The organism is Candidatus Hydrogenedentota bacterium (genome assembly GCA_035416745.1).
Taxonomy (GTDB): domain Bacteria; phylum Hydrogenedentota; class Hydrogenedentia; order Hydrogenedentales; family SLHB01; genus UBA2224.
In genome coordinates this window covers 12,602-28,402 of sequence record DAOLNV010000052.1, presented here as the reverse complement: position 1 = coordinate 28,402, position 15,801 = coordinate 12,602, and the positions used below count along the sequence as shown (strand labels likewise).

Sequence of the window (15,801 nt, the reverse complement as noted above, 5' to 3'; positions counted from 1 at the left end):
GCGATGTTCTATGCAGCGGGGGGCGGCGAGGAATATGGTGAAATCGCCTTCCGGAACCTCACGTGGATGGCGTATCACACCGACGACGACGGCTGTCCCGGCGAAATCACCGGTTTCTACGGGCGGCTGCGGCGCGCGGGATGGCAGACAGACAGTCACTGCGACAAGCTGATCAACTTTGCCGACGCCTTTGCCGTCCTGCCGGAATGGGCAGAAGCAAAAGACTTTCCGGCCCAAGCCGCGGTCGAGGACGGCCAGGGAAGACTCGCCGACCTCTCGCAGGGCGTCATTGTGGTCCCTGAAGATTCCGGCATTCTCGCCAAAGCGGCGGACATGCTGTCCGACGAGATCGAACGCCGGACGGGTGTCCGGCTACCCCAAGCGCCGGAACAGCCTGTAGACGCGCGCCCGGCCATCGTCCTTGGCGCCGCCGCCCAACCAGGCGGCGCGGCGCCCCCAGCAGGTCTGGTTGTCCCGGATAAAGCGGACGGCTATGCGCTCTGGGTGGATTCGGCGCGTCCCGAAGCGCCGGTAGTCCACTTGAGGGGCCACGATCCGCGCGGCACGTTGTTCGCGGTGGGCCGGTTTCTGCGAATCGCGGAATTGGACGCGGGCAAGGTCGCAGTCGCCGCCGGCCTGAAGGAATCCTCCGCGCCGGCATACCCGATACGCGGCCACCAGCTCGGATACCGGGACACGCCCAATGCTTTCGACGCATGGGAAACGCCCGAGTTCGAGCAATATCTGCGCGACCTGGTCATTTTCGGCACTAACGCCGTGGAGTTCACCACGTCGCTTTATCCCGACGAGCCCAAGGGGCCTCTTATGTCCAAGACCACGTGGGAAATGACCGCGGAATGGTCGAAAGTGCTTGAGGAATACGGCATCGACTGCTGGATCTGGCAAGAGATCCCTTCGGAAGTCGATGTGGGCAAACCGGACGAGGCCGGCCATCTGCTTGAACGCTGGCGCGCATTGCTGGAGAGCCTGACGGGTCTCGATGCCGTGTTCGTCCCCGGTGGCGACGGCGGCCTGACGCCCGCGCCGGTACTGATGCCGTTCCTCGAGCGTTTGGCCCCGCTCATTCAGGAAATACACCCTGGCGCCACACTCTGGGTTTCCAATCAGACGTTCGAGGACCCCGAGAACGACTTCTTCTTCGAATACCTGCAGAAGCAGCAGCCGGGATGGCTGGACGGCGTGGTGTATGGCCCCTGGACCAAGATGTCGCTGCACGAAATGCGCGAGCGAACGCCCAAGCGCTATCCCATACGTCACTATCCCGACATCACGCACAACGTACGGTGCCAATACCCGGTGCAGGACTGGGATCGCGTGTTCGCCCACGCCGTGAACCGCGAGGCGCCGAATCCCAGGCCGCGCGACATGCGCCACATTGCCCGGTTCTCCCAGGCGGATACCGGCAATTTCGTGACCTATTCGGAAGGCGTGAACGACGACCTTAACAAGATCGTATGGAGCGCAGTGGGCTGGGCTCCGGACATGCCCATCAAAGACATTCTGCTCGAGTACGGCCGGGTCTTCTTCGGCGGGCAGGAAGCCGAACCCATCGCCAAAGGCTTGCGCATGCTCGAAGACAATTGGCGGGGGCCCGTCGCGGAGAATCTCGGGATCGAGGCGGCGTTGCGGCATTGGCGCGCGCTCGAGTTGCGCAATCCGGAAATGGTTCAGTCGAATTGGCGCTTCCAGATGTACCTGTTGCGGGCCTACTGCGACGCCTACCTGCGGCGCCGGGCCATCGTCGAAGCCCGCTGCGAGTCCCGGGCCTGCTCCGTGCTGCTTCACGCCAGCGAGTTCGGGTCCGAAACCGCCATAAGCAAAGCACGCGCCGAGCTGGCGGCAGCGGAACGCGACTCGGACTCGTGGACATACCGGTACCGGATCGAAGAACTGTGCCAGCTGCTGTTTGACACCATCGGCATGCAGCTCAGCATCCATCCGCCCTATCTCGCGAAGAATCCGGAACGCGGCGCCGTGCTCGACACGATTGACTGCCCGCTCAATAACCGGGTTTGGATGGAGGCGCAGTTCCGGGAAATCCTCGCGTTGAAGGACACGGCCGCGCAGACATGGCGGCTCACTTCGATTGCGAACTGGGAGCATCCCGTGAGAAACCGCGAACGGCCGCTTGCCGGAATATTCTACGATGACCTGGGTAACCCGTTTAACCAGCCCCATGTGTTGCGGGAAACCGCGTGGGAGGCCGACCCCGGCTACGTGAACTCGGTCCAGTGCGAGTATTCGTTCGCCACGGACAACATCTCGCTCAAGCCCAGCGCCTGCCGGCTGTCCTGGCTTGACCAGGGCCAGACCCTGTATGGCCAGCCGTTGCGCATGCGGTATGAGGGATTGGAGCCGGGGACGTCTTACGTGTTGCGGGTTACGTACGCGGGGCGTTTCCGGTCAACGATGCGGCTCGTAGCGGACGGCGTGCAGGAAATCCACGGCTGGCTGCCTCAACCCAAGGTCTTGGAGCCCATCGACTTCGATGTTCCCCCAGAGGCCGCAGCGGACGGCGTGCTCGAACTCGAGTGGCAACTCTCGAAAGAAAAGGAACGGTGGCTCTGGCACCGGCCTCCCAACCGCGGCTGCCAGGTCGCTGAGGTGTGGCTGCTGAAGAAGTGACTGCCCAAGCGTGAGAACCAACGAAAACGCTGAGGGGAAGACAGGCGGTGTTCAACCTGTCTTCCCCGCGCCATTTCTGCGTTCGCGGCCGGCCCCGGCCATGTAGTTTTCGTGAGAGAGGATACCCGCCGTCAATCCGCCCGGTGCCGGAAAACGTCGAAGAAGGCGAGAACGTCGTCTACGGAGCGTGCAGATTTCAATTGGGAGACCAAACTCGCACGCTCTCCGAGCGACGCTACGGCCGCCAAGGCCTCGAGATATTTCGTCGATTCGCGCAGCGGGGCGGCGATAAGGAAAATGAGGTGGCAGGGTTTTCCGTCGGCCGAATCGAAATCCATGCCGGGACCTGAGATGCCGAGAGCGGCGACGACTTCTCGAACACCGTCGGTGCGGGCGTGGGGAATCGCGATGCCGTTGCCGAGGCCCGTGCTGCCTTGCTTCTCCCGGTTCACAATCGCATCGACAAGGGCCGCGCGGTCGGCGGCCTTCCCGCTGTCAACGAGCAGGTCGGCGAGCCGTTCGATGGCCGACCACTTGTCGAGCTGGTCTATGTCGATCCGGATGGTGTCTGCCTTAAGTAGTTCCTTCAGTACCATCTTCATGCCTCCACGCCGGCTTTCGCATGTTGGCCGTCACGCCATGTAACACTTCCTGCCAGCGTAATTCGTAATTCATTGAAAATGCCTCTTGTTTGACTTCTCGGCCCACCCACGGGTTTCAATTCCCGAAACCCCGGAGAAAGAGCCCGGGACACGCCCGAACGGTCTTGCCTGCCTCATTATGCAGAGTCAAAAAAGTCCTTCACCAGGCGTCTGCCCTTTACAATGAGAACAGGACACCGGGCGTCGCAGAGAACACGCTCAGATTCGTTGAATGTGGTGTCTTTCCGGCTCAGGGATTCCTCGATTTCCCCAAGAATAATTATGCTAGCGTTGATCTCCCTGGCCTTGTCAAGGATTTCGCGATGAACCACGCCGTGAAGGAGTTCCGTAGTGACACGAACTTCTTTCTCGTGGGCAAGCCTTTGTACGAGCGCAAGATACCGTTTGCCGTCTTCCTCGACATCGCGCCTGAGATCGAGTCCCTCTTCCTTCAGGAATACTCGAGCTTTGGTGAGTTCCTCGAGAATTCGCTCGTTGACCACGGCAACGGCGTGGAGTTCCCCGCCGGTTCGCTTTGCGCAGGCGATGGCGTAGCGCGCGGCCTCGAGACCGCGTTCGTTGGTCTCGATATAGACCAAGGCTTTTCCAAAGTGCGGGAAAACTGCCATACGCTATCTCCCCTGGGCTTCGAGGCGGTCCTTGATCAGCTTGAGGACAAAGAAAGCTTCGCGGTCCGCTTCCTCGAGCGCGCCTTCCACATGGTGCAGGCTGTCTTGGTAGTCGGGAATGAATACCCGTTCGAGCGCGTTGACGCGGCGAATGGTCTTTTGGATCTCGCGCGCAAGCCGAATCACGGAAATCCGGCATTCCGCCAGGACGGCGATGGACCCGAGCGCATCTTTGAACCGCTGAACGGCCTCGTCCGTCCAAACGGAGGTGCCGCTGGGGCCGTAGTAGGGCGGATTGTCTCGGAGCGTGAGCTCCACTGCGGGGAGCGAGACGCCCATGACCCTGCGCTCCCGGAGATTCATGACCGGTTCGACATTGACCGCGTTGCTTGCGGAGGCGACGCCCGAGACGCCCGTGGCGAATTGCGCTTCCCGAAGGGCAGCATAGGCCGCGGCCAGATGCTGATCGACTTTTCGTTGCGCCTCGATGGCGCGGGCGGTGAACCGTTTGAGTTCGAGGACCAGAATCTCGCGCTTCTGCTCAAGCAGTTCGTATCCCGAGCGGGCAAAGGCGAGCTCGGCTTTGAGGCGCAGAAGATTGGTCCGTGTTGGTGCTATCTGTTGGCCAGGCATGTTATTTCCCGTAGTACTTTCTGACTTCCTCTTCCGTGATCCGATGCAGTTCCTCGCGTGGAAGCGTCTGCAGAATCTCCCATCCGAGGTCGAGTGTCTGCTCGATCGAACGGTCTTCATCGAGACCTTGGGACAAGAAGCGGCGCTCGAAGAGCTCCCCGAATTCCAAGTAGGTGCGGTCGAGCGCCGTCAGCTCTTCTTCGCCAATGACAGAGGCGAGAGAACGGATTTCCTTTACGTGCGCATAAGAGGCAAAGAGCTGGCTGGCAAGGTGTGCGTGGTCTTCCCGGGTCATCCCCTCCCCTATTCCGTCTTTCATGAGGCGCGAGAGCGAGGGAAGGCCCGCAATGGGCGGATAGATGCCGCGCTGATCGAGATCCCGGTCCAACACGATCTGGCCTTCCGTGATGAAGCCCGAAAGGTCGGGAATCGGATGCGAAATGTCGTCGTTGGGCATCGTGACGACGGGTATCTGGGTAATCGAGCCTGGTTTGTCTCTCAGCATGCCGGCCCGTTCGTAAATGCTCGCCAGGTCGCTGTAGAGGTAGCCGGGGTACCCTTTCCGGCTCGGGATTTCCTGCCGCTGGGTGGAGATTTCGCGCAAGGCTTCGCAGTAGTTGGTCATATCGGTCAGGATTACCAGCACGTGCATGCCGAGGTCAAACGCGAGGTACTCGGCGGCTGTCAGCGCGATCCGCGGGGTCATGAGGCGTTCCACGGACGGCGCGTCGGCAAGGCTGAGAAACGCAACCACGCGTTCCATCGCCCCGGATTCCTCGAAATTCTTGAGGTAGAACCGGGCTTCGTCGTGCTTGATGCCCATGCCGGCGAAGACGACCGCGAACGGGATGTTTTCCCCAACGATTTTCGCTTGGCGCGTTATCTGGGCGACGAGTTGACGGTGGGGCAGGCCGCTGCCCGAAAACACGGGCAGCTTCTGGCCGCGCACAAGCGTGTTCATGCCGTCGATGGCCGAGATACCGGTCTGGATGAACTTGCGCGGGTAGTCTCGCGCGGTCGGGTTCACGGGAAGGCCGTTGACATTGCGGTCTTCTCCGACGGTCTCGGGCCCCCCGTCGTACGGACGGCCCAGACCGTCGAACGCCCGCCCCAGCATCTCCTCGGAGACCGCGAGGTTCAACGGATGGCCGCGAAAACGCACGCGCGTGTCGGCAAGCTTCAGCCCGGCCGTGCCCTCGAAGATCTGAATCACGGCGGCCCCTTCGGAGACTTCCAGCGTCATGCCGAGGCGGCTGTTCCCGTTGCGGTCGACGACCTCCGCGAGCTCGTTATAGCCCACATTGTGGATCCCGCTGACGGCGACAATCGGCCCCGAGACTTCGTCAAGCCCGAAGTACTCGCGTTCGTCCAGCAGCTGGCGATTCGAGGTTTCAGCCGTAGATGCTCGTGAGTTCATGAATCGATTCCTCGACTTCTTTCAACAGACTTGCGAGCCGGTCAAGCTCGTCGTTGGGGCATTCGTACTTCATCTGCATGATATCGCGCACGGCCTCCAACTTCTTCAGCGAGGCCAGGGTGACGCCCTTTTGAATAGCTTCGGCGGCGAGGTTATAGAAGGTCACGATGATGTTCAGCATCATGAACTGCTTCTCGGCAACACAGAACGCGTCAACTTTGTCGAAGGCGCTCTGCTGCAGAAAGGCGTTCTTGAACATGTTGGCCACATCGAGAACGAGCCGCTGGCTGTCGGGCAGAACGTCGGCGCCAACCAGTTTGACGACGTGTTCGAGCCGGGCTTCTTTCTGCATGACGGCCATGATCGCCGAACGCACCTCACGCCACTCCTCGTGCGTCTTCTCATCCCACCAGGGAGCCACGTCTTCTATATACTCACTGTAGCTCTCCAGCCAACTGACGGCCGGAAAGTGCCGTGCATTGGCGAGCTGCTTATCGAGAGCCCAGAACGCGCGGATGAAGCGTTTCGTATGTTGCGTGACGGGCTCGGAGAAGTCGCCGCCCGGGGGCGACACGGCGCCGATCGTCGTGATACTGCCTTTGTGCCCGCCGAGGGTAGTGACGGGACCCGCGCGTTCGTAGAATTCGGCAAGACGCGTCGGCAGGTAGGCCGGGAACCCCTCGTCAGCGGGCATTTCCTCCATGCGGCCCGAAAGTTCCCGCAGGGCTTCGGCCCAGCGGGACGTCGAGTCGGCCATGATGGCAACGTCATACCCCATGTCGCGGTAGTACTCGGCGATGGTGATACCCGTATAGATGCTGGCTTCGCGCGCGGCAACGGGCATGTTCGAAGTGTTGGCGATGAGCAGCGTCCGCTCCATGAGCGATTTGCCGGTGCGGGGATCAATCAGTTCCGGGAACTCCTTGAGGACTCCGGTCATTTCGTTGCCGCGTTCACCGCATCCGATGTAGACGACGAGGTCGGCGTCGCACCATTTCGCGATCGCGTGCTGCACCATGGTCTTACCCGTGCCGAATCCGCCGGGCACAACAACCACGCCGCCGCGAGCCACGGGGAATAACGTGTCGAGCACCCGCTGCCCCGTGATAAGCGGGGTGGCATACGGCAGCCGCCTGGCGTAGGGACGGCCCTTGCGGACCGGCCATTTGTGGAAGAACGTGAGTTCAACGTCGCCCGCCGCGGTCCTGACGGTAGCCAATGAGTCTTCGATACGGTACTCACCTGCTCCCGCGACCCGCACAAGCTCGCCTTGCACCGAAGGGGGCGTCATCACCCGGTGTTCAATGACTTCCGTCTCCTTGACAACGCCGAGGACGGTTCCTCCGGAGACGCTGCATGGAGGCTTCAGGGACGGCGCAAATCCCCAGCGCTTCTCACGCGACAGGGCGGGCGCGTGAACGCCTTTTGACACGAAATCGCCCATCTGGGCGCGCAGGACATCAAGGGGACGCTGGACACCATCGTAAATGCTTCCCAGCAGGCCCGGACCGAGTTCGACGGATAACGGCTCGCCCTGGCCGATGACGGGCGCGCCGGGCCGCAAGCCGGTCGTGTCCTCATAGACCTGAATCCATGCTGCATCCCCGCGGATGCGCACTATCTCGCCGACGAGGCGCTCCTCACCCACATAGACGAGTTCGAGCATTTCCACGCCGGAGACGTTGCCCGCCTCGACCACGGGACCAACAACCCGTCTTACCGTTCCGATAATGCGTTCAACCATGGCCTGTCATCGCATCCCTGACGATCATTGCGCGAAGCTCCCGCCGTTTGCGCTGCATCCTCGTCCTGTAAGTGTTATCGTAAACCACGCGTCCATCTGGCGATTGGGCGGTGCAGCCTCCGCCCAAGTCGTATTCTTCGAGTTGAAGCCCCACTTTGGATACTCCCGCGGCGGACACGCGGCTGTCGGCCGCGAGCCGTCCGGCAAACGAATCGCCCAGAAACCCGGCGTCCGTCTTGCTGATTCTCAAGACCACTTCGGGTAGCCCGATGGCAGCCACGGCTTCCGCGGCCAGATTCCACAGGGACTGGGCATAGGCATCGGGGGAGCGCCGTATGGCGTCGAGTTTCGTCTTGATCTGTTCAAGGACGTGCTCGGCCACGGTTTCACGCGCCGCCAGAAGCAGCCGCTTGGCCTCGATCCTGGCCGTAGCGAGTTCCTGGGTGCGCGTTCGCTCGCACCGCTCGCGGGTCTTGGCCGAAACCTCGTCACGCGCGCGCTCCCCATCCTTACGCGCCTTATCGCGCACGGCGTTCGCCGCGTTCTCGGCGCTTTCGAGGATGCGAGACGCCCGCGTGTCCGCTTCCGAAAGGATGCTTTCAATGATCTGAACGCCACCCGCTTCCAGGGCGTCCTCACTCATATGCTGACTCCTACCGCCCTGCGGACGATGTCTTCGATGGTCTGCCTGTCGGAAACGGGGCCGGACGCATCGGGGATTTCGAGGATTAAGGGAAAACCGACGCCGTAGAGCCGGGCGTCGACTTCGTCGCGGATCTTCGCGGCCATGCGTTCGGGGATCAGGATAACGCCGATTTCGCGCTTTTCGAGAGCCTCGTTAAGCGCGGCCAATGCGTCGTCGCGGCCGGTGGCGGCGCGGCCCCCGACGCCCACGAGCCGGAATCCGGCCACGGTCTGGCTGTCGCCGATGACGAACGGTATCATGTTACACCCTGCCCAGCACCATAATGCCGATGATCAGCCCGTAAATGGCTATACCTTCCGCGAGCCCAACGAAGATCAGGGTCCTTGCGGCAAGCTGCGGTTTTTCGGCCACGGCGCCGACCGCGGCGCTTCCCACGTAGGCAACGGCAATGCCCGCGCCAACGCATCCGAGACCAACACTCAACGCTGCTGCAAGATAGGCCCAGCCAGCGTTTGGCGACTCAGAGGCGGGAGGCATCTTCCCCTCCCCGGCTTGCGCCCATGCCCCGGTACACCAGATTGCAGTCACAAGCACCGTCACGGTCAAGAAGACCGCAGCCAAGATTGCCCGCTGTTCACGTGAGATTCCCTTATACATCGGTTCCACCTTTCAGTTTGCCGCATCCTGAGGAGTTGACGAAACCCCAACGGGTGCGTACTTCTGCCCAGTCCGGTTGAAGAACTTGCCGAAAAACTCGTAGTACTCGAGTCGCAACGCCTGGATCGTGACCACGACGCCCTCGAGCACGATGATGAGCACATTTCCTGCAACGATAACGATGAATGACAAGAGCCGGCCGCCAGGCGCGCCGCTCACGATTTCCGCCAGACTGAACACGGCGACGAACAGTCCGGCGTGCGCCAGGCCAAATGCGGCAACACGAATAAAGGAAACGGTGTTGGCCAGATAGCCCATGAAGACTTCCATGACTTCCACCGCTGACTCCATGACATACGTGATGGCCCCCTCGGGAAAAGCCCGCTGTTGCTTTCCGAACAGCCTCAGCAAGGGGCCTTTGAGCAGGAACCCGGTCAAGGCGAGCGCCATCGGCACCACAAGCCACGCGGAGTGCGGCGTCTTCGAAGTCGAGAAAAACGACTTCACGACCAGGCCGATGCCTGACCAGTAGATGATGCCGACAAGAGGGCCGGCGCCGTCGAAAAGGGACTCCCAGAACGCGTGCGCCCGGATGGCATTGAGCACGTTGAGTATGATGCCGAGACTGACAAACAGGATTCCGAACACTATTGCGAACGCGAACAGATCGTTAATCCCCTCGAGGGGCTTGGTCCACAGGGCAGGCAGAAGATGTTCGAGACCAAAAATGCTGCCGTATAGGAGGCCGAAAATCACCGAGGCGGCCCCACAGTAAATGGCCAGTTTGCCGACGTCCTTGTACTGGGGGGCTTTCAGTACGAACAGAACGCCGAGGGCGCACAACACGAGGCCGTGGCCGGCGTCGCCAAACATCATGCCGAACATGAGGAGAAACGAGATCGCCACAAACAGCGTCGGGTCGATCATCGTGTACGACGGAATCGCGAATCCTTCAGTCAGAAGCGCGAACGGCTGCAAGAATTTCGGCCGGTTGAAAAGCACCGGCACCTCTACCTCTCCCTGTTGGACCGGTTCGAGCGATTCAGCTTCGGTCACCTCGACAATGGCACGGCCGTGCGTCTTCTCCCTGATGGCATCGACAAGCGCGGCGGCTTGGTCTCGGGGGACCCAGCCAGCGAACACACAGGTGCGCTCGGTGACCTTGCACGAGTCCTGAATGCGCAGTATGAGCAAGCCGGCGCTCAACCGTTGCAGCGCCGGCGCAGCAGCGGGCCACGCCGCCTCTTGCGCAGCACGAAGCGCGGCTTTGTTCTCGGAAAGTTGGGTCTCAACAGACTGGAGATCATCCAGGAGGGCGCCTTTCGCTTCGTGCGTGATCGTGGCGACATCCTGGGGAATCGGCAATTCCGCGAACGCGGTGTCATGAAGCGCTTTGCGCAGGGTTTCCTTGTTTCGTTGGAGCACGAGGCACACCACGTGAACGTCACGCGCGATGCGCCGGTAAGGCACGACAACCGACGGAATGTCCTTCAGGAGCGATTCGAGCTTCGGGAGCTGATTCTGTGCGATGACGCCCACCGCGGTATACAGCATCGAAGAGCGCAGCAGCCGCGCCAGGGGCAGATTCGGGGGAACGAGGGCATCGAGCCCTGAAAGCGTGGCCTGAAGCCGGGAAAGCCGATCCGTGAGCCGGATGCGCGATTCGGAGAGAGGCGTGATAGCGGCTTCGGCGCTGGCAATGACGGCATCGATCTCGGCCAGACTCGCGCCGGAGACTTCCGCAAATCCCGCGGATTCCGGCGCGCCGTGCTCGCTTAGCATGTCCTTCACGAGGCCTTCCAGCTTGGTCTTGCGGTCGAGGCACTCCTTTGTCAGACGCTTTACGTCGATGTCGGCGAGGTCGCGCGCCCACGATTCGGTTTCCTCGACGCCAGTGAGATGGAGCACCCCCGCGCGAGCGACTTCTTCCATGACGCCCTGCATGTCGTCACGAAGGATGACGGCGGTGAAACGGCTCATCTTCTCGGCGACCAGCATCATGCCTCACCTGATTCCGCAAAGCTTGCCGGAGAGTCCCTCAGGGGAAAACCCGGCGGCCAATCCGGCGAAGATCCCGCGCAGATTCCGCAACTCGGTACGTGTCAAAGAATAGAACGCAATAACGCAGGCGATACAGAAAGGAAACCCTGCAAGCCGACGCCAGGCCGCGTCCGTGGCTGACTCGGTCACGAGCGATTCGAGGAGTCCAATCCGTTCGAGACCGGGCGGGTTTCCTCCCTTGTCCCCCGCAAGTTCCGACAGGTATTGCAGCGAGACTTCTTCCAGGTCCTCGGGCGAGAATTGTGCTTTTTCAAGCGTGCTCGAGAGGGCGGAGATATTCGGAATCATGGCTTCGCGGAGCAAAGCCGCGGGAGCGCCGTAATAGGAAGCACAGCGGGAAAGCCACGAAAGATTCACCAGATCGATTTCCGCGGCGATCAGCCGCAAACCGTCGGTAGCGTCGTTTCCGCCGAGATTCTTGATGGCATTGAGCAGGCTGCGGTAATGCCGCTTCTCCAGGGCGATTTCCAGATGGAAAAGCGTTCGGGTCTCTCTGTAAGTACGCGCACTCTCGAGAACCGGGTCCGCGTACGGAGTACCCCGGAGCAACGCAGCCACCGTTTCGAGGGTATCGGCCTTGGCAATCTCAAGAAACGGAACGTCGTGTGCCAGACTGACACTCGGAACAAGCCGAGCATACGTTTCATCTTTTGCATGCCATGCCCTGAGCGCTTCGTGGAGATCGTCCAGTTCCCACCGCGAAAGAAGCAGCGACCCTACGTCCCGCGTCTTACCTCTCAACGAGCGAAGCGCCCGTTTGAATCGTGACCCCGTCGCGTCTTTCAGGGCGCGCTCGGCCATAAGCGGCGACGGCTGGGAGAGTTCCGGCAACCAGGCCGCATAGGCCGTGGACCTCAACGCGTTCCAGGACTCCTGAAATGCGCCCGCGCGAAGAATATCATCGAACTGGCTGCGTGAAAGCAGATCGGACAGGCTCGCGCGAATAATGGCGTTCGCCTCGGCATATCGGGCAAGCGCGCGCATCAGGACAGTCCAGCAAGGGAGCGGGCAGCCTGGTCTACCCGCGACGAATCGCCGGCCCATTGCCCGCCGGTGATCTGCCCGGCTTCGTCGCGAGCTTGCTGAATAATCAATTGCTTTTCGCGCTCGGCCTCCGCACGAGCGTTTTCCAGGGACTCCTGGGCCTCCGCTCTGGCCTTTTCCCGGTATTCCGCGGTGATGCGGGACGCTTCGGCAGCAGCTGCGGCGGCGATTTCCCGCGCTTTTCCCTCAGCTGCGGCGACACGGTCTCTGGCGTCTTGCTCCGCCTGAAGGATCTTCTCAATTTGCGTTTTCAAGGCCTGCACAACCTCATATCGGTTGGATGAAACCCGGCCATTCTAAGTTTGGTGGATAATTCGTCATCGCGCCGGCCCCGTGGCGCTTGCCATATGTTGTCTTTCGTACCGGGCGATTCTTAAACGGTTTACGCTCCTCCGCAGCGGGCAGCTGACGGAGTGCGAACCTCTCCACAGGGCCTCTCGTGTCGGCCACATTGCTGCCCGCGGAAGCCATACGTGTCGCCCGCAAACAGTTCTCGCTGCCATCGGCACCGGTAAGGCCGGGAAGGCGGGCGTAACTCCACCTCTTTTGCAGTGGGACCGATCAGACGCTCCCACCGCATTCCCGAACACGGCAGGAGTTGTCAACTCCCCGGAGGGTGGCGGTTACTAGTTGTCTCCTATGTTCTGGATATCATAAAACGCGAATTATGCTACCACCAGCAACCAAGTAAGGTCAAGAATTGGAAACGTGCTCGCCTCATGCCGCGTGGCCACGGACCGGGCTTCATGCGCAAGAGCGGAATCAACACCGGACCTCCTGGTCCAATGCGCGCCATTACCTCTTGTGGCGCCTATAGTTATATAGCGCCGGGCAAGCCGTGAACGACACCCTGTCGGCGTAAAACCAACACCCATGAAGCGACTCCTCTGCTCACTTCTCATTCCGCCGGAGAGATGTTTAGCGCAGTCAGGCATCCTTTTAGACCGGGGAACGTGAACTCGATCTTTCCCGTCAGCGCCTTCTTTTCGCACTGGATCGCGTAGATAAGGGTCAGACATGGGGTTTCGTCCGGAGAGAACTCCCTGGACTGACACGTGACCGATTGAAGAGCCCCGGCTTCGCTTTGATTGCTTTGTGCGAATTCGCGCAAGGTCTCTGGAGGCAGCTCTTTTTGAAGCGCTTCGTGCATAAGCGCGCGGGCTTCATCCACTTTTCCCGCCATGGTCAGTTCAAGGCATTGGCGCCCCTTCTCTTCGTAGAGCTGCGTGCTCGGCAACTGGGTAAACCACTGCCCCAATTTGTCAGATGTCACGTTGAACTCGACGATCTTGCCGTTGTGCAGAACGAGTTTGGATTCGGCCTCGCCCTTCTCAAACCGGATCTTTCCCGACGACTCCGTAACGACCACGCCGTCTTCGTATTTCTTGTTGGTGTTGAAGCTCGAGGCCTTGAGACCCTCCGGCTCGCCAAGGGTCTCTTTCATTGCATTCATCCACTCCGCAATAACCGGCTCATCCACTTCCTCGACTAAGCTTGGGTCAAACAGGGCCAGCACTTGTTGTGGGTCCCCGGAGTAGACGGCGGCAAAGAACTTCTCCTGCTCCTTCGCTCCCGCCTTGAATGCCCATGCCACAACGCCAATCACCACAAGCACGAGGATCACCAACGAAACGAGACATCCAGCCACGAACTTCTTCATAACCGCCTCCCTTGCCGCCTCTTCCCCTGCCCTGAGCGGTCTGAAATCTCAGTATCTGCCTCCTTCCCCTGAATTGGCAATACCTTTGTCTGCCCCCGCCCCATGTTTCTCTCCCGTTTTCCTTGACGAAGAACGGTATGCGGAGACCCGCCGCCATACGGGACGCAACTGAAGTTATAATGACTGCGGAGTGCGGACTAAGGCCGGTTCGGAGAAGACGGCAATCTCAGGTGGGCTTATCAACGAATTGGGCGCTGGGCGGTGAGTATCCTCGACGTGCGGTGGGTTCTCCGCCGCCGCGGGTGCCCGGAAGCTCAACACGCCGCAAAGTCACTTGTTGGGGGAATGCTCCATGAGATGCTCCGCGGCACGTGTCTTGCTATTAGCCCTTTTCCCCGCGATCATCGCGGCTGGCGAACCCGCGGGCGTGTCCAACCCGCCGGAGGGGGAATGGTTTGTCCCGGCGCGGTTGAACTACGGCACATGGGCACAGCAACCTCAGGAAGACTTCCCGGATGGAAATATGGACGCCAGGATGGAACCGATGGAGCGCATCGGCATGAGGGACTACTTCTTTATGCGCGGCGAAGAAGCATTCTACCGGCAAATCTACGCCGCCGCTCAGAAACATGGTATCCGCCTCTGGTTACGAACCTTCGCGCAGGCGCGCTATTCCGAGGAGGATGTCAAAGCACACCCGGAGCGCCTCTTCCAGATGGATTGGACAAAGGCCCAGGGTATTTCCTGCCCGTCATGGCCCGAGAACCAGGTTGAATGGGTCACGTGGACGGAACCTTTTCTGCTGGAGTTTCGCGAGTACTTGCACGGCGTGAACCTCGACTTTATCCGCTATCCGGACGACAGCCCCTGCTCATGCGCCGCGTGCCACGCCCTCTACGAAAAATGGCTCGGACGCCACGAAGTGACTGAGGAGGACCTCGAAGATCACGAACTCGCAAAAAAGTACGCGGACATGCGGAATTCCGTCATCGGCGGAATGGTGCAGAGGGTGAGGGCGATGTGTGACCGCGCGGGACTGAAATTTTCCGTCTGCGTATTCGCCAACTTGGATCATGCCCGGATGCTTGGCCAAGACTGGCCCCGGTGGGCGCGGGAAGGATTGGTCGACGTTGTTTGCCCGATGAGCTATACGAGCGACCGGGCCCAGCATCAAAAGTGGATACGCGACCACGTAACCGCCATAGCCGGGGAAGCGGAGTTGTGGGATTCCGTGGCCCGGGAGTGGGACCCCGGCGAGAATACGCCCGAAGAAGTGCTTATCCAGTCCCTCGATGTTCTACGCGGCGGCGCCCATGGCCTGGCTAGTTTCAATATGGCGGCGTTCAGCGAGGATGACTGGCGCTTGCAAGCAGACCTTCAGAAGGAATACGGCTGGAGTATTTCCATCCGGGACCAGACGCTCTATGTAAACGGCCCTCCGTTCGCCTGGATGAAGCTTCCGGCATGGTCATTGCCTCACTGCGCGGTGTCCGGCGGCCAATTGACGCCTCAGGCGGAGGACGACCGCTTGGTCGTGCGCGACAAGCGTGTCTGGATGGAAGGGCCAGATGCGTTTCCGGCTGTCTACCCCGGCCGGCTTGTGGAGTCCGAACTCATTCTCCACAATTGGTCGCTGGAAGACGCCGAAATCCAAGTTGACGGAAAGCTGCCCGAGGGATGGCGCATCGAGAAACCCGCAGGTTCGTTGCCTCTTGGCGTCAATGATTCCCTCACGGTCGCGGTTGCCGTTCGCACGCCCGAGTCCGTACCCCCAGGGCGGTACTGGCTCGACATCATGGCCGAGGATACAAGAGCGGGAGAGCCTGTTGCTCGCGCAATTGATGTTGCCGAACTGAAACTCGACGACGGCGTCGCCTTCACAATACTTCCCCTCACCCGGACACGGTTTACCTCATCGCCAACGTGGGTTCCCGTAGATGTAGCTGTGAATAGTGCAAGTGCAACGGGCTATTGACGATTAAGCGTCTGAATCAGGAATACGCCATGAAATCGTGGACACGCA

The 15,801-nt window shown here is 60.7% G+C and carries 14 protein-coding genes; 2 read left to right on the top strand and 12 right to left on the bottom strand.

Features of this window, described 5'->3' with window-relative positions:
- Positions 1-2,646: glycoside hydrolase family 20 zincin-like fold domain-containing protein (locus tag PLJ71_15030; protein ID HQM50001.1), on the top strand; the 2,646-nt coding region annotated here is incomplete at its 5' end.
- Between the two features lie 131 nt (positions 2,647-2,777).
- Here PLJ71_15030 and PLJ71_15025 read toward each other — a convergent pair.
- From PLJ71_15025 to PLJ71_14970, 12 genes are all read right to left on the bottom strand, one after another.
- Entirely contained in the window at positions 2,778-3,248 is a 471-nt protein-coding gene (locus PLJ71_15025) for a PTS sugar transporter subunit IIA (GenBank protein HQM50000.1), read from the bottom strand.
- A 176-nt stretch (positions 3,249-3,424) separates the two neighbouring features.
- Positions 3,425-3,916, bottom strand: coding sequence for a universal stress protein (locus PLJ71_15020; protein HQM49999.1), 492 nt, complete (start codon positions 3,914-3,916; stop codon positions 3,425-3,427).
- Between the two features lie 3 nt (positions 3,917-3,919).
- Complete coding sequence (locus tag PLJ71_15015) at positions 3,920-4,549, bottom strand: V-type ATP synthase subunit D (GenBank protein HQM49998.1); 630 nt, start codon at positions 4,547-4,549, stop codon at positions 3,920-3,922.
- A gap of 1 nt (position 4,550) precedes the next feature.
- The gene (locus tag PLJ71_15010; protein ID HQM49997.1) at positions 4,551-5,966 is read right to left on the bottom strand and encodes a V-type ATP synthase subunit B; all 1,416 of its coding nucleotides are present in this window, start codon (positions 5,964-5,966) and stop codon (positions 4,551-4,553) included.
- On the bottom strand, positions 5,941-7,710 hold the full coding sequence (locus PLJ71_15005; protein ID HQM49996.1) for a V-type ATP synthase subunit A: 1,770 nt from the start codon (positions 7,708-7,710) through the stop codon (positions 5,941-5,943). The genes PLJ71_15010 and PLJ71_15005 overlap by 26 nt, the downstream gene beginning before the upstream one ends.
- Entirely contained in the window at positions 7,703-8,353 is a 651-nt protein-coding gene (locus tag PLJ71_15000) for a V-type ATP synthase subunit E family protein (protein HQM49995.1), read from the bottom strand. Before PLJ71_15000 ends, PLJ71_15005 begins: the two co-directional genes overlap by 8 nt.
- Complete coding sequence (locus PLJ71_14995) at positions 8,350-8,655, bottom strand: V-type ATP synthase subunit F (GenBank protein HQM49994.1); 306 nt, start codon at positions 8,653-8,655, stop codon at positions 8,350-8,352. The genes PLJ71_15000 and PLJ71_14995 overlap by 4 nt, the downstream gene beginning before the upstream one ends.
- A 1-nt stretch (position 8,656) precedes the next feature.
- Positions 8,657-9,013, bottom strand: coding sequence for an ATP synthase subunit C (locus PLJ71_14990; GenBank protein ID HQM49993.1), 357 nt, complete (start codon positions 9,011-9,013; stop codon positions 8,657-8,659).
- 12 nt (positions 9,014-9,025) lie between these two features.
- Positions 9,026-11,014 carry a V-type ATPase 116kDa subunit family protein gene (locus PLJ71_14985; protein ID HQM49992.1) on the bottom strand — a complete coding sequence of 663 codons (1,989 nt, stop codon included), beginning with the start codon at positions 11,012-11,014 and terminating at the stop codon, positions 9,026-9,028.
- A 3-nt stretch (positions 11,015-11,017) separates the two neighbouring features.
- A complete protein-coding gene (locus PLJ71_14980; protein ID HQM49991.1) occupies positions 11,018-12,058 on the bottom strand; it encodes a V-type ATPase subunit in 1,041 nt (346 codons plus the stop codon).
- Complete coding sequence (locus PLJ71_14975) at positions 12,058-12,372, bottom strand: hypothetical protein (GenBank protein HQM49990.1); 315 nt, start codon at positions 12,370-12,372, stop codon at positions 12,058-12,060. Before PLJ71_14975 ends, PLJ71_14980 begins: the two co-directional genes overlap by 1 nt.
- A gap of 644 nt (positions 12,373-13,016) precedes the next feature.
- On the bottom strand, positions 13,017-13,778 hold the full coding sequence (locus PLJ71_14970) for a hypothetical protein (GenBank protein ID HQM49989.1): 762 nt from the start codon (positions 13,776-13,778) through the stop codon (positions 13,017-13,019).
- Positions 13,779-14,130: 352 nt separating this feature from the next.
- Between PLJ71_14970 and PLJ71_14965 the strand changes: the two genes are divergently transcribed.
- Complete coding sequence (locus PLJ71_14965; GenBank protein ID HQM49988.1) at positions 14,131-15,753, top strand: hypothetical protein; 1,623 nt, start codon at positions 14,131-14,133, stop codon at positions 15,751-15,753.
- The last annotated feature ends 48 nt before the right edge of the window (positions 15,754-15,801 follow it).